The organism is Streptomyces chumphonensis (genome assembly GCF_014779715.1).
In the GTDB taxonomy this organism is placed as follows: domain Bacteria; phylum Actinomycetota; class Actinomycetes; order Streptomycetales; family Streptomycetaceae; genus Streptomyces; species Streptomyces chumphonensis.
Map to the genome: position 1 here is coordinate 180,266 of NZ_JACXYU010000004.1, position 19,774 is coordinate 200,039.

21 protein-coding genes, 1 tRNA gene and 1 pseudogene are annotated in these 19,774 nt (G+C 72.8%); 16 read left to right on the plus strand and 7 right to left on the minus strand.

Annotation, left to right across the window (positions count from 1 at the left end; translation table 11 throughout):
- Positions 1-3 precede the first annotated feature (3 nt).
- Genes ectB through IF129_RS10755 form a run of 3 tightly spaced genes read left to right on the plus strand, consistent with a single transcriptional unit; the run spans position 4 to position 3,616 of the window.
- Entirely contained in the window at positions 4-1,347 is a 1,344-nt protein-coding gene (gene ectB / locus IF129_RS10745) for a diaminobutyrate--2-oxoglutarate transaminase (RefSeq protein WP_318153658.1), read from the plus strand.
- Positions 1,344-2,996 carry a rhodanese-like domain-containing protein gene (locus IF129_RS10750; RefSeq protein WP_191209333.1) on the plus strand — a complete coding sequence of 551 codons (1,653 nt, stop codon included), beginning with the start codon at positions 1,344-1,346 and terminating at the stop codon, positions 2,994-2,996. The genes ectB and IF129_RS10750 overlap by 4 nt, the downstream gene beginning before the upstream one ends.
- Entirely contained in the window at positions 2,993-3,616 is a 624-nt protein-coding gene (locus IF129_RS10755; RefSeq protein WP_191209334.1) for a GPP34 family phosphoprotein, read from the plus strand. Before IF129_RS10750 ends, IF129_RS10755 begins: the two co-directional genes overlap by 4 nt.
- 35 nt (positions 3,617-3,651) lie before the next feature.
- On the opposite strand, the gene IF129_RS10760 is transcribed toward IF129_RS10755, so the two are convergent.
- Both IF129_RS10760 and IF129_RS10765 read right to left on the minus strand, forming a co-directional pair.
- Entirely contained in the window at positions 3,652-4,128 is a 477-nt protein-coding gene (locus IF129_RS10760) for a RidA family protein (protein WP_191209335.1), read from the minus strand.
- Complete coding sequence (locus tag IF129_RS10765) at positions 4,125-4,283, minus strand: DUF4177 domain-containing protein (protein ID WP_003967454.1); 159 nt, start codon at positions 4,281-4,283, stop codon at positions 4,125-4,127. The genes IF129_RS10760 and IF129_RS10765 overlap by 4 nt, the downstream gene beginning before the upstream one ends.
- Before the next feature lie 96 nt (positions 4,284-4,379).
- On the opposite strand from IF129_RS10765, the gene IF129_RS10770 reads away from it, so the two are divergent.
- Positions 4,380-5,453, plus strand: a complete 1,074-nt coding sequence (locus IF129_RS10770; RefSeq protein WP_191209336.1) for an ArsA-related P-loop ATPase — start codon at positions 4,380-4,382, stop codon at positions 5,451-5,453.
- Positions 5,450-6,640, plus strand: coding sequence for an ArsA family ATPase (locus tag IF129_RS10775; RefSeq protein ID WP_191209337.1), 1,191 nt, complete (start codon positions 5,450-5,452; stop codon positions 6,638-6,640). Before IF129_RS10770 ends, IF129_RS10775 begins: the two co-directional genes overlap by 4 nt.
- 77 nt (positions 6,641-6,717) lie before the next feature.
- Here IF129_RS10775 and IF129_RS26255 read toward each other — a convergent pair whose 3' ends face one another.
- Complete coding sequence (locus tag IF129_RS26255) at positions 6,718-7,074, minus strand: WhiB family transcriptional regulator (RefSeq protein ID WP_224754739.1); 357 nt, start codon at positions 7,072-7,074, stop codon at positions 6,718-6,720.
- Positions 7,075-7,594: 520 nt separating this feature from the next.
- Here IF129_RS26255 and IF129_RS10785 point away from each other — a divergent pair.
- Positions 7,595-9,979: a transglycosylase domain-containing protein gene (locus IF129_RS10785; protein ID WP_191209338.1), complete on the plus strand. Its 2,385-nt coding sequence runs from the start codon at positions 7,595-7,597 to the stop codon at positions 9,977-9,979.
- Between the two features lie 74 nt (positions 9,980-10,053).
- On the opposite strand, the gene IF129_RS10790 is transcribed toward IF129_RS10785, so the two are convergent.
- Together IF129_RS10790 and IF129_RS10795 are read right to left on the minus strand one after the other, a co-directional pair.
- Positions 10,054-10,509 (minus strand): GatB/YqeY domain-containing protein, encoded by a 456-nt coding sequence (locus IF129_RS10790; protein ID WP_191209339.1) that lies wholly within the window; start codon positions 10,507-10,509, stop codon positions 10,054-10,056.
- 135 nt (positions 10,510-10,644) lie between these two features.
- Positions 10,645-11,334 carry a DUF4760 domain-containing protein gene (locus IF129_RS10795; protein ID WP_425579816.1) on the minus strand — a complete coding sequence of 230 codons (690 nt, stop codon included), beginning with the start codon at positions 11,332-11,334 and terminating at the stop codon, positions 10,645-10,647.
- Positions 11,335-11,369: 35 nt separating this feature from the next.
- On the opposite strand from IF129_RS10795, the gene IF129_RS10800 reads away from it, so the two are divergent.
- The 9 genes and pseudogenes from IF129_RS10800 (at position 11,370) to IF129_RS10840 (ending at position 17,393) form a co-directional block, all read left to right on the plus strand.
- Positions 11,370-12,095 carry a dienelactone hydrolase family protein gene (locus IF129_RS10800; RefSeq protein WP_191209341.1) on the plus strand — a complete coding sequence of 242 codons (726 nt, stop codon included), beginning with the start codon at positions 11,370-11,372 and terminating at the stop codon, positions 12,093-12,095.
- A 139-nt stretch (positions 12,096-12,234) separates the two neighbouring features.
- Complete coding sequence (locus tag IF129_RS10805; RefSeq protein ID WP_318153661.1) at positions 12,235-12,930, plus strand: 4'-phosphopantetheinyl transferase family protein; 696 nt, start codon at positions 12,235-12,237, stop codon at positions 12,928-12,930.
- 77 nt (positions 12,931-13,007) lie between these two features.
- The gene (locus IF129_RS10810) at positions 13,008-13,937 is read left to right on the plus strand and encodes a metallophosphoesterase (protein ID WP_191209343.1); all 930 of its coding nucleotides are present in this window, start codon (positions 13,008-13,010) and stop codon (positions 13,935-13,937) included.
- 61 nt (positions 13,938-13,998) lie between these two features.
- Positions 13,999-14,072, plus strand: a tRNA-Pro gene (locus tag IF129_RS10815).
- A gap of 394 nt (positions 14,073-14,466) precedes the next feature.
- Positions 14,467-15,222: a hypothetical protein gene (locus IF129_RS10820; protein ID WP_191209344.1), complete on the plus strand. Its 756-nt coding sequence runs from the start codon at positions 14,467-14,469 to the stop codon at positions 15,220-15,222.
- 258 nt (positions 15,223-15,480) lie between these two features.
- Complete coding sequence (locus IF129_RS10825; protein WP_191209345.1) at positions 15,481-16,248, plus strand: SDR family NAD(P)-dependent oxidoreductase; 768 nt, start codon at positions 15,481-15,483, stop codon at positions 16,246-16,248.
- Positions 16,249-16,274: 26 nt separating this feature from the next.
- The gene (locus IF129_RS10830; RefSeq protein WP_318153662.1) at positions 16,275-16,646 is read left to right on the plus strand and encodes a MerR family transcriptional regulator; all 372 of its coding nucleotides are present in this window, start codon (positions 16,275-16,277) and stop codon (positions 16,644-16,646) included.
- Positions 16,647-16,653: 7 nt separating this feature from the next.
- Positions 16,654-16,836: pseudogene (locus tag IF129_RS10835) on the plus strand (AAA family ATPase); the annotation flags it as partial.
- The gene (locus tag IF129_RS10840) at positions 16,833-17,393 is read left to right on the plus strand and encodes a phosphotransferase-like protein (RefSeq protein WP_191209347.1); all 561 of its coding nucleotides are present in this window, start codon (positions 16,833-16,835) and stop codon (positions 17,391-17,393) included. The pseudogene IF129_RS10835 and the gene IF129_RS10840, both read left to right, overlap by 4 nt.
- Positions 17,394-17,425: 32 nt before the next feature.
- Here IF129_RS10840 and IF129_RS10845 read toward each other — a convergent pair whose 3' ends face one another.
- Both IF129_RS10845 and IF129_RS10850 read right to left on the minus strand, forming a co-directional pair.
- Positions 17,426-18,283 (minus strand): NAD(P)-dependent oxidoreductase, encoded by an 858-nt coding sequence (locus IF129_RS10845; RefSeq protein ID WP_191209348.1) that lies wholly within the window; start codon positions 18,281-18,283, stop codon positions 17,426-17,428.
- Positions 18,280-18,954 (minus strand): HAD family hydrolase, encoded by a 675-nt coding sequence (locus IF129_RS10850; RefSeq protein ID WP_191209349.1) that lies wholly within the window; start codon positions 18,952-18,954, stop codon positions 18,280-18,282. Before IF129_RS10850 ends, IF129_RS10845 begins: the two co-directional genes overlap by 4 nt.
- Positions 18,955-19,066: 112 nt before the next feature.
- Here IF129_RS10850 and IF129_RS10855 point away from each other — a divergent pair, with 112 nt between their 5' ends.
- Positions 19,067-19,771 carry a nucleotidyltransferase domain-containing protein gene (locus IF129_RS10855; RefSeq protein WP_191209350.1) on the plus strand — a complete coding sequence of 235 codons (705 nt, stop codon included), beginning with the start codon at positions 19,067-19,069 and terminating at the stop codon, positions 19,769-19,771.
- Positions 19,772-19,774 lie beyond the last annotated feature (3 nt).

Here is a 19,774-nt window from a genome sequence, read left to right on the forward strand (position 1 = left end):
AACGTGACCACTGACACCGTGACGCCGACGCTGTTCGAGACGACCGAGTCGGCCGTGCGCTCCTACTCCCGGTCCTTCCCGGGCGTCTTCACGAGCGCCAAGGGCGACCTGCTGTTCACCGAGTCGGGGGAGCGGTACATCGACTTCCTCTCCGGCGCGGGCACCCTGAACTACGGCCACAGCCCCGACTGCGTCAAGCAGGAGCTGATCGACTACCTGGACCGCGACGGGCTGATGCACGGCCTGGACCTGTCCACGACGGCCAAGGCGGACTTCCTCGACGCGCTGCGCACCTTCGTCCTCCAGCCGCGCGGGCTGGACTACCGGGTGCAGTTCACCTCGCCCTCGGGCACCAACGCGGTCGAGGCGGCGCTGAAACTGGCCCGGCTGGTCACCGGCCGGACCACGGTGGTCGCGTTCAGCGGCGGGTTCCACGGCGTCAGCGCGGGCTCGCTCGCGGCGACCGCCTCCGGCTACTTCCGGCAGGGGCTGCACGCCACGCTGTCGCACGTCACGCACGTGCCCTACCCGGACTCCCCGCTCGGGGAGTTCGACAGCCTCGGCCTGCTGCGCCGGATGGTCGAGGACCCGAGCTCGGGCGTCGAGAAGCCGGCGGCCGTCGTCCTGGAGACCGTCCAGGGCGAGGGCGGGGTGTGGGTGGCGCCCGTCGCGTTCCTCCAGGGGCTGCGGGAACTGTGCGACGAGCACGGCATCCTGCTCGTCGTCGACGACATCCAGGCGGGCTGCGGCCGGACGGGGACGTTCTTCTCCTTCGAACGGGCGGGCATCGTCCCCGACCTCGTCACCCTCTCCAAGTCGCTCGGCGGGTACGGGCTGCCGCTGGCGGTGCTCCTCCTCAAGCCCGAGCTGGACATCTGGCAGCCGGGCCAGCACAACGGCACCTTCCGGGGCAACCAGCTGGCCTTCGTCGCGGCGAGCGCGGCCCTGCGGCACTTCTGGGGCGACGACGCGTTCAGCCGCCAGGTGCGGACGAAGGGCGAGCTCGTCACCGAACTGCTCATGCGCCGCGTGGCCGGGCCCCTCGGCGTCCACGTGCGCGGCCTCGGCCTCATGCAGGCCGTGGACGTCGGCGGCGTGCCCGGGCTCGACGCCGCCGAGGTCTCGCGGCGGTGCTTCGCCAAGGGTCTCGTCATCGAGACCTGCGGCCGCCGCGACGAGGTGCTCAAGATCCTGCCCCCGCTCACCGTCAGCCAGGTCAACCTGTCGGCGGGCCTGACCATCCTCATCGACACCCTGACGGAGCTGTACCGGGCGGACGCGGCCGCCGGGACCACCGGGGCCGCGGCCCCGTACGAACTGACCACGAACGGAGTGCCGGCCGGATGAGAACAGCCGTCATCATCTCCACCCGCGGCTTCGCCGCGTTCCGCCACGACCTGCTGGAGGACCCCGACTCCGTGCGGTTCGTCGGGATCTTCTCCGACCTGGACGTGGAGAACCTGAGCGAGGAGCAGCGCGCGCGGTTCCACCGCGTCCACGTCGTCCCCTGCGGGCTGCCGGACCCGAGCCCCATGCTGTACTCCCTCGTCGACGAGGACGCGGCGCGCGGCGTCGTGGCCGACCTCCTGCACCGGACGCCGCGGGAGGACGTCACCGTCCACTGCTACGACGAGCAGGACATGATGGTCGCGGCGAACCTCCGCACCCACTTCGGCCTGCGCGGACCGGGGACGGACGACATCCTGCCCTTCCGCGACAAGATCCTCATGAAGGAGCGGCTGCGCGAAGCGGGTGTGCGGGTCCCGCTGTTCGGGGCCTTCGCCCCCGAGCGGTTCACGCTCGACGCGGCCGGCTACTTCAAGGAGATCGTCGGCGAGGTGGGCCTGCCGTTCATCCTCAAGCCCACCGACTCGGCGGGCTCCGAGGGCGTCCTGAAGATCGGCGACCGGGCCGCCTTCGAGGCGCTGCCCCGCGACCTCGGCCGGCCCTACGAGTACGAGGAGTTCGTCGAGGGGACGATGTACAGCGTCAACATCGTCTCCGAGGCCGGGCGCACCGTCTTCGGCGGGGTGACCGAGTACCTCGTCAACTCGATGGAGATCCCCGGCGGCAAGGTCAACGCCGACATCAACCTGATCGACTCCGACCCGCGCGTGGCCCGCATGGTCGCCTTCGGCGAACGCGCCCTGGACGCCCTGGGCCGCCCCGACGGGGGCTCCCACCTGGAGCTGTTCCACACCGCCGACGACGAGCTGGTCTTTCTGGAGGTCGCCGCCCGCTTCAAGGGCATGGCCGGACTCGCCGCCATGCAGCGCAACTACGCGATCGCGTTCATCAACCTGGCCTTCCAGATCGAGAGCGGGGTGCGCAGCCGCCCCTACGACGGCGAGCAGGTCTACTGCTACGACGGCGTGGTGCCCAAGAGCCACGGCGTCGTCTGCGAACTGGTCGAGCCGGAGCTGGAGAGCGACGTCGAGATGACGTGGACGGTGCGGGTGGGGGAGGAGATCGAGCAGAGCAACTCGCTGCTCGCCAACGGCGGCACCTTCCTCGTCCTCAACAAGGACTACGACGCCGCCTACCGCGACTTCCGCCGGCTCGCCGACTACCGGCCGATCCGCTACCGCGCCCTCAGCCGGACGCTGGGCACCCCGCCCGCCGCTCCGGAGCGCGCGGTCGCGTACTTCCAGCAGACGCGGCTGGCCTGCGAGACCGACCCCTACGACGTCCACCACGACCTCGACACCGAGGCCGGCGGCTTCGTCCTGATCGACGCCCGGCGGCCCGAGGCGTACGCGCGCGAGCACCTGCCGGGCGCCGTCAGCCTCCCGCACCAGGACATCACCGCCGAGACGACCGCCGGGCTCGACCCGGACGTCCCGTGCGTCACCTACGGCTGGGGGCCCGCCTGCAACGGCGGGACGCGCGCCGCCGCGAAGCTCGCGGCGCTCGGCTTCCGGGTCAAGGAGATGATCGGCGGAGTGGAGTACTGGAAGCGCGGCGGCTACCCGACCCAGGGGGACGGCCCGACGTGACGTCTCCCCGGCCCCGCCCCGGCCGGCTCGCCGACGCCCTCCTGCTGCACGTCGCCGCCGCGTCGCGGGGACGCCCCGACCGGTGGCGCGTCGAGCTGGGGCTCGGGACGGCCGGGGCCGTCCTCGTCGACCTGGCGCTGGCCGGGCGCGTCGCCGTGCGCCCCGGCCACGTCACCGTCCGGTGCGCCGACCGCGTCGACGACCCCGTCGCGGACGAGGTGCTGGGCGCCCTGCTCCTGGACCACCGGCGGCGCTGCCTGGAGGACCGCCTCGAACACCTCGCGCCGCACGTGTACGAGGCGGTGCTGGACCGGCTCCTGGCCGAGCGGCGGCTGGTGTTCGTACCCGGCGGGTCCGGCGACTCCCGTGCGTCCGGCCGGGCCGGTCGGCTCGCCGGGTTCGCCGACCGGCGGCGCGGCGGACGCCACCTGCCCGCCCGGCCCCCCGCGGCACCGCCCCCCGGACCGCACGCCGACGCCCTCGCGGCGCTGCTGCGGGCGACCCGCCGGGAGCGGACGCCGCCGGGCGCACCGACGCCGCCCGAGCCGGCCGGCACGGTCTGCGCCGCCGTCGCCGCAACGCTGCGCTCGGCGGCCCAGACCCTCACCTGTCCGTTCTGACCCGGAGCGCGGCGCGCCGCACTCCGGAACCGGCGTCAGTCCCGCAGCTCCACCTGGATCTCGACCTCCACGGGAGCGTCGATCGGCAGGACGGAGACGCCGACCGCGCTGCGGGCGTGCACCCCGGCGTCGCCGAGGACGGTGCCCAGCAGCTCGCTGGCGCCGTTGACGACGCCGGGCTGGCCGGTGAAGTGCGGGGCGGAGGCGACGAAGCCGACGACCTTCACCACGCGGGCGATCCGGTCGAGGTCACCGGCGACCGACTTCACGGCCGCCAGGGCGTTGAGCGCGCAGACGGCCGCCAGCTCCTTCGCCTGCTCGGGCGAGACCTCGCTGCCCACCTTGCCCGCCACCGGCAGCGAACCGTCCACCAGGGGCACCTGGCCCGAGGTGTAGACGTAGCGGCCGGTCCGCACGGCCGGGACGTACGCGGCCAGCGGCGGCGTCACCTCGGGCAGCTTCAGGCCCAGCTCGGCGAGTTTCGCCTCGACCCGGCCCGCCGGGGCGCTCACGCCTTCTCCCGCTTGAGGTAGGCCACCAGCTGCTCGGGGTTGTTCGGGCCGGGCACGACCTGGACGAGCTCCCAGCCGTCCTCGCCCCAGGTGTCCAGGATCTGCTTGGTCGCGTGCACGAGGAGCGGCACCGTCGCGTATTCCCATTTCGTCATGGGCCCGAGCGTAACGGCTGCGGCGGGGCCCGACGGGCCGTGCCCCGGAGGCGGGCGGCGTCGCCCGCCCAGGGGCCAGGAACTAGGCTCCTGGCCGTGAGCAGGCTGCATGTGGTCACCGGCAAGGGCGGCACGGGCAAGACGACGGTCGCCGCCGCACTCGCGCTCGCCCTGGCGGACGCCGGGAAGCGCACACTCCTGGTGGAGGTGGAGGGACGACAGGGCATCGCCCAGCTCTTCGAGACCGAGGCGCTCCCCTACGAGGAGCGCAAGATCGCGGTCGCGCCCGGCGGGGGCGAGGTCTTCGCGCTGGCCATCGACGCCGAGCGCGCCCTGCTGGACTACCTCCAGATGTTCTACAAACTCGGCAGCGCGGGCCGTGCCCTGCGCAAGATCGGCGCGATCGACTTCGCGACCACCATCGCCCCCGGCGTCCGGGACGTCCTGCTGACGGGCAAGGCGTGCGAGGCGGTGCGGCGGCGCGACCGCGCGGGCGCCTTCGTCTACGACGCCGTGGTCATGGACGCCCCGCCGACCGGCCGCATCACCCGGTTCCTGGGGGTCAACGACGAGGTCGCCGGGCTCGCCCGGGTCGGGCCCGTGCACCATCAGGCGCAGGCCGTCATGCGGGTGCTGAAATCGCCGGAGACGGCCGTGCACCTGGTCACCCTGCTGGAGGAGATGCCCGTGCAGGAGACCCTGGACGGCGTCGCCGAACTGCGCGGGGCCGGGCTGCCGGTCGGCGCGGCCGTGGTGAACCTCGTCCGCCCGGCGGTGCTGGACGCGGCGGACGTCACGGCGGCCGACGGCGTCCGCGCGGAGCTGGCCGAGGCGTTCGCGACCGCCGGGCTCGGTGGCGCGCGGCGCGGCGGCAAGGCGCAGCGGCTCGTGGACCCGCTGCTCCGGCAGGCCCGCGAGCACGCCGAGCGGGTCACCCTGGAGGAGCGGCAGCGGGCGGAGATCGCCGCGCTGGACCTCCCCACGCTGGAACTGCCGCTGCTGTGGGACGGCGTCGACCTCGCCGGCCTCTACACGCTCGCCGCCGCCCTCCGCGCCCAGGACGGGCACGCGGTGACCGGAGACCTCGGGGGTTCTTCCGGCGGCCCGGGGGGCGGCCCGTCCGGCGCCCCGGACGACGACGGCGACGAGCGGGAAGGAGCCGGGGCATGAACCCGGAGGTACTGCGGGACGTCCCCGTGCTGGAGACCGACCCGCTGCTGGACGACCCGGCCACCCGCATCGTCGTCTGCTGCGGCGCGGGCGGCGTCGGGAAGACGACCTCGGCGGCGGCCCTCGGCCTCCGCGCGGCCGAGCGCGGCCGGAAGGTCGTCGTGCTCACCATCGACCCGGCCCGGCGGCTCGCGCAGTCCATGGGCCTGACCGAGCTGGACAACACCCCCCGGCGGGTGCCCGGCATCGACACCGCCCGGGGCGGTGAACTGCACGCGATGATGCTGGACATGAAGCGCACGTTCGACGAGATCGTCGAAGCGCACGCGGACGCCGACCGGGCCCGCGCGATCCTGGACAACCCCTTCTACCAGTCCCTGTCGGCCGGCTTCGCGGGCACGCAGGAGTACATGGCGATGGAGAAGCTCGGCCAGCTCCGCGCCCGCGACGCGTGGGACCTCATCATCGTCGACACCCCGCCGAGCCGCTCCGCGCTGGACTTCCTGGACGCCCCCGGCCGCCTCGGCTCGTTCCTCGACGGCCGCTTCATCCGGCTGCTCGCCGCGCCCGCGAAGGCGGGCGGCCGGGCCGGGCTCAAGATGTTCAGCCTCGGCATGACCGGGGTGTCCATGGTCACCGGGACCCTGGGCAAGCTGCTCGGCACGGGGATGCTGCGCGACGTGCAGACCTTCGTCGCGGCCATGGACACGCTGTTCGGCGGCTTCCGCACCCGGGCCGACGCCACCTACCGGCTGCTCCAGGCCCCGGGCACGGCGTTCCTCGTCGTCGCCGCCCCCGAGCGGGACGCGCTGCGGGAGGCGGCGTACTTCGTGGAGCGGCTGCACGCCGACCGGATGCCGCTGGCCGGGCTGCTGCTCAACCGCGTCCACGGCAGCAGCGCCGGGGAGCTCAGCGCCGAGCGGGCCCTGGCCGCCGCCGAGACGCTGGAGGAGGACGCGGACGGCGGGGCTCCGCACCGCCTCGCGGCCGGCCTGCTGACCCTGCACGCCGAACGCATGCGCGTCATCGCCCGCGAGCGCCGGATGCGGGACCGGTTCACCGCCCTGCACCCGGAGGTGCCGGTGGCCGAGGTCGCCGCCTTGCCCGGCGACGTCCACGATCTGGCCGGGCTGCGGGACATCGGCGACCTGCTCGCCGCACAGCCGCCCGTCCCGCAGCAACGGTAGCGGCGGCCGGCCGTCCCCCTCGGCCGCCCGTCGTCGAACGGGTGCGGCGGCCCGTGCGGGCCGCCGGGCCGGACCCGTCAGCCCGCGGCCACCGGTACGCCACCGCGCTCGTGCGCCTCCACGTCCGCCGAGGCCTCGGCGTACTCACGCCCGAAGGACTCGTACTCCGCCCTGGCCGTCTCCAGCAGCCGACGCCAGGAGCTGACCATGGGGCGCCGGCGCAGCAGCGCTCTGCGCTCCCGCTCCGTCATGCCGCCCCACACGCCGAACTCCACGCGGTTGTCGAGGGCATCGGCGAGACATTCGGTGCGTACCGGACATCCGGTGCACACCGCCTTGGCCCTGTTCTGGGCCGCTCCCTGTACGAACAATTCATCCGGATCCGTCGTACGGCAGGCGGCCTGCGTACTCCAGTCGGTTGCCCAGCTGCTCATGCTGGCGCCGTCCTCTCCCGAAATCGAGGCTCCCCCACGACGACAAACGGCATATGCTCCGTCGCCAGTTGGGACGTTACGGAAGGCGAGCAGGCGACAACACCCCCGTCGGGCCCAATCTTGAATGGCCCGAACGGACTATGTGTGCGCGGCAGATCACCCAACGGAGTGACCCCACGTCGGACGGGTTGTCAGGTGCCGTCGTCCGCAGTTCGCTGGCATATTCCGCCCATACGGACGGGTCTCATCACTCACAGGAGTGAGAAACGGGACGTTCCGGCCGTTGCGGGGCGTGACCTGACCGAACACCGGCCCGGTTGTTCGCACGTTCCGACCGTCCGTTCGGTGCCGCCCGGCTCGCCCCTGAGTTGAACGGCGGCTCTCCGGACGTCCCCCGGCGCCCCGCGGCATCCGCCCGGCGGCGTCCGTCGGCGTCCGGTCAGGGCCCACCCCCCGGCGGGCGGGCCCTCGCCGTACCGGCACCACGGGGACCGCGACGCGTCGGGCTACCCTTGCCCGCATGGCAAACAAACGCTCGGGCGGTGGGCTGTCCGCGACGCAGCAGGCCGCCAAGTTCCTCGGCGTCAGCGTCCTCGCCGGAGCCGTCATGGCCGGCCTCGCGCTGCCGGCCGTGGGCATCGCGGGGCTGACCGCCAAGGAGACGGCGCAGGGCTTCGACGAACTGCCCATCGACCTCAAGCGGCCCCCGCTGAGTCAGAAGACGCAGATCCTCGACGCCGAGGGCGGGGTGATCGCCGACGTCTACTCGCGCAACCGCGTCGTCGTCGGCCTCGACGAGATCTCCCCGTGGATGCGGAAGGCGATCGTCGCCATCGAGGACTCCCGGTTCTACGAGCACGGTGCCGTCGACCTCAAGGGCATGCTCCGCGCGCTCAGCGAGAACGCCCAGAGCGGCACCGTCACCCAGGGCGGGTCCACCCTGACCCAGCAGTACGTGAAGAACGTGTTCGTGGAGGAGGCCGGCAACGAGGAGGAGGCGTTCAAGTACGCCACCCGCCAGACGGTCGGCCGCAAGATCACCGAGCTGAAGTACGCCATCGCGCTGGAGCAGGAGCTGACCAAGGACCAGATCCTGGAGAACTACCTCAACATCACGTTCTTCTCCGAGCAGTCCTACGGCGTCGAGGCCGCGTCCAAGCGGTACTTCTCCAAGTCCGCGAAGGACCTGGAGCTCCACGAGGCCGCCCTGCTCGCCGGGATCGTCCAGTCCCCGACCCGCTACAACCCGATCAACGACGGGCCCACCGCCAAGCAGCGGCGCGACACCGTGCTGGAGCGGATGGCCGAGGTCGGCGACATCAGCCCCGAGGAGGCCGACGCCGCCCAGGCCAAGGACCTCGGCCTGAACGTGAGCGAGGCCCGGCAGGGCTGCATCACCGCCACCAAGGACGCCGGCTTCTTCTGCGACTACGTCGAGGAGGCATTCCTCGGCGACCCCGCCTTCGGCGAGACCGACAAGGAGCGCCAGGCCCGGTGGAACCGCGGCGGGCTCACCATCCGCACCACCCTCCGCCCCGAGGCGCAGAAGGCGGCCTCCGAGGCGGCCAGGAGCAAGGTGAACCAGGACGACCCGGTCGCCGCCGCCGTCGTCTCGGTCGAACCCGGCACCGGCAAGATCACGGCGATGGCGCAGTCCCGGCCGTACGGGACGAACCCCGAAGAGAACCAGACGATGCTCAACCTCTCCGTCGACAACGACATGGGCGGCTCGGCCTACGGCTTCCAGGTGGGCTCCACCTTCAAGCCCGTCGTGGCCGCCGCCGCCCTGGAGAACGGCATCAGCCCGGCGCACACCTTCAAGAGCGGGTACAAGCACACGTTCGACCAGAGCAAGTTCCTCACCTGCGACGGAACGCCGTACGCGGACGCCGAGTACGAGGTGCAGAACGAGCTGGAGACCGAGCGCGGCACCTGGGACATGACGAGCGCGCTCGGCAAGTCGATCAACACCTACTCCATCGACCTGCTCCAGAAGACCGGCATGTGCGAGGCCGCCAAGATGGCCAAGGCCATGGGGATCCGGCAGGGTTCGGGCAAGCCGCTCGACATCAGCCCGTCCATGGTGCTCGGCGCCCAGGCGAGCAGCCCGCTGACGATGGCCGCCGCCTACGCCACGTTCGCCAACCGCGGCACGTACTGCGCGCCCATGGCGATCGAGTCCGTGACCGACGCGGAGGGCAACGAGCTGCGGCCGCCCGGCCCGGACTGCACCCGCGCGATGTCCCAGCGCACGGCCGACACGATCAACCAGATGCTCAAGGGCGTCGTCCAGGACGGCACCGGCACCTCCGCGGGCCTCACCGACCGGCAGAACGCGGGCAAGACCGGCACGACGGACGGCCGCAAGCACGCCTGGTTCGTCGGCTACACCCCGCAGCTGTCCACGGCCGTCTGGGTCGGCGGCGACGGCGCGGAGCAGCCGGAGATGTTCAACATCACCATCGGCGGCCAGTTCTACGAGAAGGTCTGCGGCGGCTGTGTGCCCGGACCGATCTGGAAGGCGGCCATGACCGGCGCGCTGAAGGGCGTGCAGGCCACCGAGTTCAACCCGGTCGACGTCCCGCGCGGCAAGCCCGAGGGCAAGCCGGAGGACGAGGACGAGGAGGACGACGACCGGGACGACGACCGTCCCGGCGACACCCCGCCCCCCGGCGACCCGGACTGGCCCGGCTTCCCCTGGGACCCCACGGCCGGCGGCCAGACGGGCGGCCCCGGCGGCGGCAACGGCGGACCGGGCGGCGGTGGCCCCGGTGGCGGCGACGGCGGCGGCCTCAGCGGTGGCGACTCCGGTGGCGGCGACATCGGCGGCGACGGCGGCTGGTCGGAAGGCGGCGGCTGGAACGGCGGCACCGGCGGCCCCGAGTACCCGCCCACCCCGCAGTAGCGCGGTGGCCGTACGGCACGAGGGCCCTCCCCCGCAGCGGGGGAGGGCCCTCGTGCCGTACGTGCTCCCCGGTCTCAGCCCGCGAGGGCCTTCTTGACGGCGGCGGCCACCCGGCCGCCCTCCGCCCGGCCCGCGACCTTCGGGCCCGCGGCCTTCATGACCTGGCCCATCGCCTTCGGCCCCGCCGCGCCCGTCTCCGCGACCGCCTCGGCGACGAGCACGTCCAGCTCGGCGTCGGTCAGCTGCGCGGGCAGGTACTCGGCGAGCACACGCCCCTCGGCCCGCTCCTGCTCGGCCGACTCCGCCCGGCCGCCCTGCTCGAACGCCTCGGCCGCCTCACGGCGCTTCTTCGTCTCGCGCGTCAGGACCTTCAGGACCTCGTCGTCGGAGAGCTCGCGGGCCGTCGTGCCCGCGACCTCCTCCTTGCTGATCTCGGTGAGGGTCATCCGGAGAGTGGAGGAGCGCAGCGTGTCGCGCTCCTTGATCGCTGCGGTCAGGTCGCCCTGCAGCCGGGCCTTGAGCGTGGTCATGCCGGTCAGTGTGCCAGGAAGGCGCCGCTCACGCGTCTCCGTATGACCCAGGGCCCCGGCGTGCGGGCCCGACGCCCGGGATCGAACGCCACGCACACGGTCACGAGCTCCTCGCAGGGCCCGGCGCTGACGTGCTCAGCCGGGGACCGCGCCGTGTTCGTCGTCGGCACGCGCGGTGGCCTCCGGGCCCACCGACGGTGCCCGGTCCGGGACGAAGCCGTCGCGGTGGCGGAGACCGGCCTTGCGGTAGAGGTCGACGGGGGATGTGGAGCGGGCCTCCAGGTAGAGGTGCTCGAAGAAGGCCAGGAACGGACTCAGGCGGGCGGCCCGTTCCGCCACCACATACGGCTCAAGGGCTTCCCACACCTGCACGATGCGGAAGTTGAACGTGCCCAGGGCGATGCGCCGGTCCATGTTGCCGAGCACGTACATCATGCCGAGGCTCTCGTACAGGAAGGCCACGTTCCACACGGCGTGCTGGGCATCGTCGGGAAGGTTCCTGATGCCGTCGGCCGGGGGGTGCTCCACCGCGAGGCGGGAGAGGACGTACGACTGGTCGCGCTGGTAGTCCTTGTCGCGGACGTCGCGCAGGTACACCTCCAGCACTGTCGCGAAGGCGCCCGCCGACCTCGCGTTGCGGATCTGTCGCCATACGGCGAGAGACGAGACCACCAAGGCTAAGAGCGAGATGGCGAGTGTCGCGGCGTTGTACACGGTCCCCCCAGGGAAGCGTCCGGCGTCTGTGCCCCCACGATAGGAGCGACCCCACCGTTGCCAAGGGCCGCAGGTCGGGACAGGCAGCCGTCTGCCGTAGGTGAACACCACGCCGGTGCGGGCGCATCGGTGACTACCGTCCGGTCATGACGACGCTCACCACCCGTACCGTCACCTACCCGGCCGACGACCTGACGATGGTCGGGCATCTCGCGCTCCCCGCCGGAACCGGGCGCCGGCCCGCCGTCCTGATCGGGCCCGAGGGCGTCGGGCTCGGCGACGTCGAGCGCCGCCGGGCCGAGGCGCTGGCCGAGCTGGGGTACGTGGCCCTCGCCTTCGACCTCCACGGCGGACGCTATCTGGCGGACCCGGAGGAGATGCTGGCCCGCTGCCTGCCGCTGCTCGCCGACCCCGACCGGATGCGCGGAATCGGGCACGCCGCGCTCGACGTGCTGCGTGCCGAACCACGCGCCGACCCCGACCGGACCGCCGCCGTCGGCTACGGCACCGGGGGCGCGGTCGCGCTGGAACTCGGTCGCGACGGCGTCGACCTGCGCGCGATCGGCACCGTCAACGCACTGACCACGGGCCGACCGGGGGAGGCGGCCCGCATCCGCTGCCCGGTGTGGGCCGGCGTCGGGTCCCAGGACCCGATCATGCCCGCCGCGCAACGGGAAGCGTTCACGGCGGAGATGGAGGCCGCGGGCGTCGACTGGCGCCTCACGGTCTACGGAGGCGCCCTGCACGCCTTCCACCACCCACCGGTCGACCACACCGTGCTGCCCGGCGTCGGTCACCACCCCCGGCACGCACAGCGGGCCTGGCGCGACATCCTCGCCCTGCTCACCGAATGCCTGCCCGGCACGGAGTGACCCGATCCGGTTTCCGACTCCCACACCGCCGACCGTCCACCGCCCACGGGCCGCTGAAACCGACCCCGTGGCCGGGCCCCATCCGGCGGCGATGGGCCGTACGATCACGTACGGCCCATCGCCACGGGAGGGGAGCCCTGTGTACAAGCCGTCGGAACTCGTCGTCAGCGACGCCGCGTTGCAGCCCGCCCCCCTCGTCGACGGCACGCCCGCCCTGTGGACCGTGCGCGTCGCCGACCACGTGGGGGACGCCGCACGGCTCGCCCCGCACCTCCTCGACCAGGACGAGCGCACCCACGCCGACGCCTTCCGCCGCGCCACCGACCGCGACCTCTACGTCACCTCGCACGTCGCCCTGCGGCTCCTGCTCGCCGCCTACCTCGACCGGCCGCCCGCCACGCTCCCCCTCACCCGGCTGGCCTGCCCCGGCTGCGACAAGCCCCACGGCCGTCCCGCCGTCGCCGGCGCCCCCCTGCACTTCTCGCTGTCCCACACCGGCGACCTGGCCCTGATCGCCGTCGCCACCGCGCCCGTGGGCGCCGACGTCGAGACGGTGCCGACCCCCGACACCGTCGCCACCGTCGCGCGCTCCCTGCACCCCCGCGAAACCGCCGAGCTGGGCACCCTCCCGCCGCACGAGGCCCCGGCCGCGTTCACCCGCGCCTGGACCCGCAAGGAGGCCTACCTCAAGGGCCTCGGCATCGGCCTGGCCCGCGACCCCTCGCTCGACTACCTCGGCTCCGGCCCCACCCCCGCCCCCCTCGTCGGCTGGACCGTCACCGACGTCCACACCCCCACCGGCTACGGCGCCGCCGTCGCCCTCGCCACCCACTGACCCCGGCCGCTCCCGGCGGGCCCCGGGCGACCCCGGCCCCCGCTGTGCCCTCCCGCGCCCTCTGAGACGATGGGACGATGCGCGCGCGATACGGAGTCCCCCTCGGTCTGGCCGCCTTCGGAGCAGCCTGCGTCGGCTACGCGGTGGCCATCGAGCCCCGCGCCTTCCGGCTGCGGCGGGTCACCGTCCCGGTGCTGCCGCCCGGCATGCGCCCCCTGCGGCTGCTCCAGCTGTCCGACATCCACATGGTCGGCGGCCAGCGCCGCAAGCAACGCTGGCTCCAGTCCCTCGCGGGCCTGCGCCCCGACCTCGTCGTCAACACCGGCGACAACCTCTCCGACCCCGAGGCCGTTCCCGAGCTGCTCGACGCCCTCGGCCCCCTCATGGAGTACCCCGGCGCCTACGTCTTCGGCTCCAACGACTACTACGGCCCCCGGCTGCGCAACCCGGCCCGCTACCTCCTGGAGAAGGCCAGCGGACGCCACGGCCTCAACGGCAACCCGCCCGTCGAGAACGCCGTGCACATCCCGTGGGAACCCATGCGCGACGCCTTCGACGCCGCCGGATGGGCCGGGCTGACCAACACCCGGGGGCGGATCAAGCTCGACGGCTGCGACCTCGCCCTCACCGGCCTCGACGACCCGCACATCAAGCGCGACCGCTACAGCGAGGTCGCCGGCGGCCCGGACCCGGACGCCGACGTCTCCCTCGCCGTCGTCCACGCCCCCTACCTCCGCGCCCTCGACGCGTTCACCGCCGACGGCTACCCCCTCATCCTGGCCGGTCACACCCACGGCGGCCAGCTCCGCATCCCCGGCTACGGCGCCCTCGTCACCAACTGCGACCTCGACACCGCCCGCGCCAGCGGCCTGTCCGCCCACACCACCCCCGGCCACCGCTCCTACCTCCACGTCTCCGCCGGCTGCGGCGCGGGCCGCTACACCCCGGCCCGCTTCGCCTGCCCCCCCGAAGCCACCCTCCTCACCCTCACCCCGCAGCCCCGGTGACCACCCGCGAAACCGGATTTCGCGTCCACGCGACGGTGGGCTAAAGTAGTCCCCGTTGCTTCGGGGTGTGGCGCAGCTTGGCAGCGCGCTTCGTTCGGGACGAAGAGGTCGTGGGTTCAAATCCCGCCACCCCGACTGAAGAAACACAGGTCAGGGCCACCGACTCACGTGAGTCGGTGGCCCTGAGCCGTTCCTGGAGATCGTTTGGGAGAAATCTGGGAGAAGATCTTGGTCGGCTTCTCCCAGCAGACGACCACCCGGCAGAGGCAGCACGCCCCCGGCGTGTCACCTCGCACCTGCGCGTTCGCGAACTCCAGTTGCCCACTCGACCCTGCGGACGACCTGTGGACCACGGCTTCGACAGCACCGAAGACGCCAGCACCAGCGCCTCCGAGCGAGCGGGGCGCCCGTTCGCGGTCTGCGGCACAGAGATGGAGTATCGGCGCCCGCGCAGCCAGAAGTACTGCTCCCGAAGGACGCGCCGAGGGTGCCTCGCCCGAGGCAGACGCTCACGCCGGGGACACCGCCGGTGCCCGACCTCTCCAGGACCCGCGAGGTACGCGGTGATCCTCACTGGAACCCGATCCTCGCCGCTGCCGAACGTGCCACTGGCGGCGAACCCTGCCGGATCTGCGGCGAGCCCGTGCAGAGGAGCGCGCACTGGGAGCACCGTGACCGGCAGGTCTGCTCGGCTCGGTGCAACACGACGCTCAAGCGGCGCACGAAGGTCCGGATCGAAAGGGGTGAGATCGACGTGTCCGCCATCGCGGATCACGGAGACCGCTCCTCCGCCGATGCCGGCCAGCGCGCTCGGTTCGGAGAGGCACGGGAGCCTCGAGTCTTCCGGACCAGGACCGCCGACGGCGACTTCCCCTACGAGTTCTACGGGTTGAACCCCATCGAGGGCGATGTCATCGAACGGCACGGCTCCATCACGACGTACGCCACCGCCACCTCCCTTGGAGCCGTCGAGCTCGTCGCACTAGTGCGGGCCAACTCCGAACCCGACGCAGAGCCGATGGTCGCGATCCACCAGCAGACCGGCGCACTCGTCGCGTACACGGACCGCGTCCTGTGGTGGACCAAGGTGCCCGGCCAGGAGCACCCCATGGTCCAGCAGACGTCGTTCAAGGGAGACGACGGGCAGGCGATCCACCTTCGCCCGTTCCCGCTCCGTTCGACGGGATGCTGCTGGACTACCTGGACCAGCGACCGAACACCAAGACCGCGACCAACCCCGATGCCCGATGGCTCTTCCCAAGGCGCCGGGCCGGACAACTCATGACCCCGGAAGCCATGGCGCCTCGGCTCCGTCAACTGGGCTTCCCGACCCGGCCAGGACGTACAGCGGCGATCCGCCAACTCGTCCGCCAGGCCCCTGCTCCGGTGATCGCCCGGATGCTCGGCTACAACGACGACCACACCACCCGAATCGCCGAAGAAGCCGGAGGAACGTGGCGTCGCTATGCCCCAGGTGACCACCAGCGGTGACTATCGCCCGTCAGGCGCTGCTTGACGTTGCCGCTGGCGGCAGGGTTGCACGATGACCGGCATGAACAGCACCGCATCGCAGAGCAGCAGGGTCGTCGCCGTCACCGGAGCCGGCACCGGAATCGGACGGGCCACCGCCCGCGCCTTCGCCGCTGAGGGCGCCCACGTGGTCGCGATCGGGCGGCGGGCCGAGCCCCTCGAGGAGACCGCGGCCCGGCACGACCGGATCACGCCGCTGGCCGCCGACATCACCGCCGTGGGCGAGCCGGATCGGATCATCCGGGCCGTGCTGGAGACACACGGCCGGCTGGACGTGCTGGTCAACAACGCAGGCATCGTGCGCAGCGGCGCCCTCGGCACGCTGACGCCGGAGATGATCACGGCTCAGCTTGCAACCAACCTCGTCGCGCCCATCCTGCTGACCCAGGACGCGCTGCCACTCCTGGAGAAGTCGGGCGGGGTGATCGTCAATGTCAGTACGTCGGTGGGGCAGCGGGCCTGGCCCGGCAGTTCGGTCTATGCGGCTACCAAGACCGCTCTGGAACTGCTTACCCGCAGCTGGGCGGTTGAGCTGGCACCCCTCGGAATCCGGGTGGTGGCGGTCGCCCCCGGCGCTATCGACACTCCCATCGGCGAGCACCAGGGCCTGACGCCGGAGCGGATGGCAGCGGTGCGGGAGTGGCAGCTGGCGCACACCCCACTGGCTCGGATCGGCCGCACCGAGGAGGTGGCCTGGGCAGTCACCCAACTTGCCGCACCAGCCGCGTCGTTTGTCACCGGTGTGGTGCTCCCAGTTGACGGCGGAGCGGTCGTGGCGTGATAGGAGTGGCCCGGGAGGTGGGATGGGTGCGGATCGGTGAGCTTGCCAGGGCGACGGGGACAACTGCCCGTGCACTGCGGCACTACGAGGAGGCCGGACTGATCTCCTCGCAGCGGGCCCCCAACGGCTACCGCATCTACGATGAGCGGGCGGTGGTGCGGGTGCGCAATATCCGCTACCTGCTGGCCGCCGGGCTCACCCTGGACGACGTGCGGGTGTTCCTGCCGTGCTTGGACGGCGATGTGGCCGCCGCACCGCCCTCGGACAAGGGGCTGCGGGTCGCGTTGGAACGGCTGGGGGTCCTCAACGAACGCATCGCTGCCCAGACCGAGGCCCGCGACCGGCTGGAAGCCGCGTTGCGACAGGCAACCGGTGGCCGGATCCGCCCAGTGGCCTGACACCGTGTACATCAGGTTCCGGTCCGCCGCCCGGGACAGCTGGAAGCTCCAGAACTGGGACACGTACGCGGCAGGGATCGACCTCGACCTGCGCCCCGTCGTACCGCACCTGAACGTCGACAACAGGCTCGGCGCCGCGATATCGCTCACGGACCAGGTGCGGCAGGTCTTCGGGACGGTGTTCCCGTGAGGCGGGGCGTCCTGCTCTACGGGCCGCCGGCGGCGGGCAAGGACACGGTCACGGCAGCGCTCACCGAACTCGACTCCGGGTACGTGCTGTTCCCCCGTCTGAAGATCGGCACCGGGAAGACGCGGGGCTACCGGATGGGCACCCCGGAGCAACTGGCCGACCTGGAGGCCCGCGGCGACGTCATCTACCGAAACGACCGTTACGGCAACGTCTACGTCGTGGACCGGCCCGGCCTCGATGACGTCCTGGACGGCGGCAGGACGCCCGTCGTCCACCTCGGTCAGATGGCGGGGGTGGAGCGGGTGGCCGCCCTCTTCCCGGCGCGCTGGGTGCGCGTTCTGCTGTGGTGCTCCAAGGAGACCACCGCCCGACGCTCACCGGGTCGGGGTGACACGGACACGGTGGCGCGGCTGGCCGCGTGGGACGCCACGCAGGCCGATCTCGCGGACCATCCGCAGGCGGGGTGGGAACTGCGCATCGACACGGAGACGACCGCGCCCCGGGAGGCCGCGCGAAGCATCGATCACCTCGTCCGCAGCACGTCGTCGGGTTCCTGACGGTCGGGGCGGGCGGGCGCGGGCCACGCGGCTCAGGTCGAGGCGGCCGGGCCCCGGCCTCGGCGCAGTGCTTCCAGTGCCTCTTCGACGTCCAGTTGCTCGTCCCTTTCATCCTCCCACCGGGCCAGGGTCGCGGCGGCGGCGCGCAGCAGGGAGTCCGGCAACCCTGCATCGGCGATCACCGTGGCCGCGTCCTCGATCTCGGGCCTCCAACGCCAGGCGCGGGCTGCGGTTTTGGGGATGTAGTCGGTCTCCACGAGGTAGCTGCGGGTCCGCTTGGCCGCGATCGCCAGCAGCTCGTCCGCGACGCCGTACGACTCGGCCGCCCCGTACGCCACGGCGGCCAGGACCCGGGAGACCTTCTGGTAGCTGGAGTACGCCAACTTGAGCGCGGAGGCCTGACCGACATCCTCGCCCAGGACGTGGGTCCGCACGTCGGTGCGTGCGAAGAGTCCGGCGATCCGCTCGGTCTGCTCGCCGGGGCCGGACAGGTAGACGGTCGGGTGCTTGCCGCCCACCGGAGGCGATCCGACCACCGCGGCGTCGACGACCGGTGTCGGAGCCAGACGGTCGGCGATGCCGCGTACCCGGCCCGGCGCCACGGCGTTCGCCTCCACATAGATCGTGCCCGCGCGCACGGCGTTCTGCCCGGCCACCTGGGCGGCGGTCGCCTCCGCGGCGGCCGGTGGGCACAGGGACAGCACCACGTCGGAGCGGGAGACGAGCTCGGGCAGGGCGGCGGGTTCGAGGCCGGCCCGTTCCGCCCGTCGGTGGGTGGCGTCGCCGCGTCCGTCCGGGCACCACAGCACGACGTGCCCCCGGGCGCGCAACTGGGCGCCGACGGCGGATCCCATGCTGCCGGGGTGCAGCAGCCCGACGACGTCCGTCACGCCGTGGTCCTCTCGTGGTCGGTGGTGTGCAGCAGCAGGTCGATGGCGGCGCGGACGTCGGGCACCGTGTGGTCGGGCCCGTGGCCGGAGGTGTTCGGCCAGGAGCGGCCGTTGTGGACCCAGACGGTGCGCAGCCCCGCCGTTCGCCCGCCACCGATGTCGTTGACCACGCTGTCGCCGACCATCCAGCCGCCGTCGTCCAGCGTGGCGCCGCAGCGGGCGGCGGCCAGGGCGAAGTGCCGGGTCCGCGGTTTGCGCACGTCGACCTCCCCCGAGACGAACACGCCGTTCACGTGCTGGAGGATCCGCGTGGACCGCAGCTTGGCACGTTGGATGTCCGACGCCCCGTTGGTCGCCACGCCCACCCGCCAACCGGCCGACCGTAGTGCGTCCAAGCCGTCGAGGACCTCGGGCGGGCATGACACCAGGGCGGCGATGTCGGCGCAGTAGGCGCGCCACAGTTCCGTGGCCGACGGGGGCAGCCGGTAGCGAGCGCGGATCGCGTCGAAGGTGGGCGGGTGGGCCCGCGCGGCGACCATGCCCACGAGGTGGCTCTGTTCCTCGGTGTCCAGGCCGTGCCGGGCGACGAACCCGGCGGCCCATTCGGCGAGCGTGCCCTGCCGGTCCACGAGGGTGTTGTCGAGGTCGAAGAGAGCGAGGGGATGCCGCACGCCACTCACCCTAAGGCGCGGAGCTGGGCCCCCGGCCTCTGCCCCGGGCCGCGAGCCGGCCGCGCCCGGAAAACCGGGTGCGGGGGGTGGGGTGGGTGGGGAGAGTGGGGGGATGGAGGCGATCGGGGCCGCGCGGGCGGTGGTGGAGGAGCGTCATCCGGGGGCCAGGGCGGCGTTTCTGGGGGGCAGTGCCGCGAGCGGGCGTCGCACGGCGACGTCGGACCTGGACGTCGTGGTGCTGCTCCACGGTGCGCCGGCCCCCTACCGGGAGAGCCTGCGGTTCGCCGACTGGCCGGTGGAGTTGTTCGTGCACACGGAGGCGACCTGGCACGCCTACGTCGAGCGGGAGGTGCGCGGGCGCCGGTCGCCGTTGGTGTGGATGTGTGCGGAGGGGCTGCTGATCCGTGACGTGGACGGGCTCGGCGCGCGCCTGGCCGCGACGGCCCGGAAGGTGGTGGCCGCCGGGCCGCCGCCGGTGTCGGCCGAGGAGGTCGAGGACCGCCGGTACGCGCTGACCGATCTCCTCGACGACCTCGTCGGCTGCGGCGACCAGGCCGAGCGCCTGTTCATCGCCACCGAACTCGTCACGAGGACGGGGCAGTTGGCGCTGGCGCTGGAGGGCTCCTGGCTGGGCGGTGGGAAGTGGCTGGCGCGGCGCCTTGAACCGGTCGACCCCGGTCTCGGCGGGCGTCTGCACCACGGCCTGCGGGAGGTGCTGGAGGGGCGGGTGGAGCTCCTGGTGCGGGTCGTGGACGAGGTGGTCGCGCAGGCGGGCGGACGGCTGTGGGCCGGGTACCGGCGGGACGGCGTCCGCTGACGG

Bases quoted from the DNA above. Each gene is read 5' to 3' on its own strand.
- IF129_RS10750 (WP_191209333.1), top strand. From the start codon at position 1,344: ATGAGAACAGCCGTCATCATCTCCACCCGCGGCTTCGCCGCGTTCCGC.
- IF129_RS10765 (WP_003967454.1), bottom strand. From the start codon at position 4,283: ATGACGAAATGGGAATACGCGACGGTGCCGCTCCTCGTGCACGCGACC.
- IF129_RS10775 (WP_191209337.1), top strand. From the start codon at position 5,450: ATGAACCCGGAGGTACTGCGGGACGTCCCCGTGCTGGAGACCGACCCG.
- IF129_RS26255 (WP_224754739.1), bottom strand. From the start codon at position 7,074: ATGAGCAGCTGGGCAACCGACTGGAGTACGCAGGCCGCCTGCCGTACG.
- IF129_RS10785 (WP_191209338.1), top strand. From the start codon at position 7,595: ATGGCAAACAAACGCTCGGGCGGTGGGCTGTCCGCGACGCAGCAGGCC.
- IF129_RS10790 (WP_191209339.1), bottom strand. From the start codon at position 10,509: ATGACCACGCTCAAGGCCCGGCTGCAGGGCGACCTGACCGCAGCGATC.
- IF129_RS10800 (WP_191209341.1), top strand. From the start codon at position 11,370: ATGACGACGCTCACCACCCGTACCGTCACCTACCCGGCCGACGACCTG.
- IF129_RS10810 (WP_191209343.1), top strand. From the start codon at position 13,008: ATGCGCGCGCGATACGGAGTCCCCCTCGGTCTGGCCGCCTTCGGAGCA.
- IF129_RS10825 (WP_191209345.1), top strand. From the start codon at position 15,481: ATGACCGGCATGAACAGCACCGCATCGCAGAGCAGCAGGGTCGTCGCC.
- IF129_RS10855 (WP_191209350.1), top strand. From the start codon at position 19,067: ATGGAGGCGATCGGGGCCGCGCGGGCGGTGGTGGAGGAGCGTCATCCG.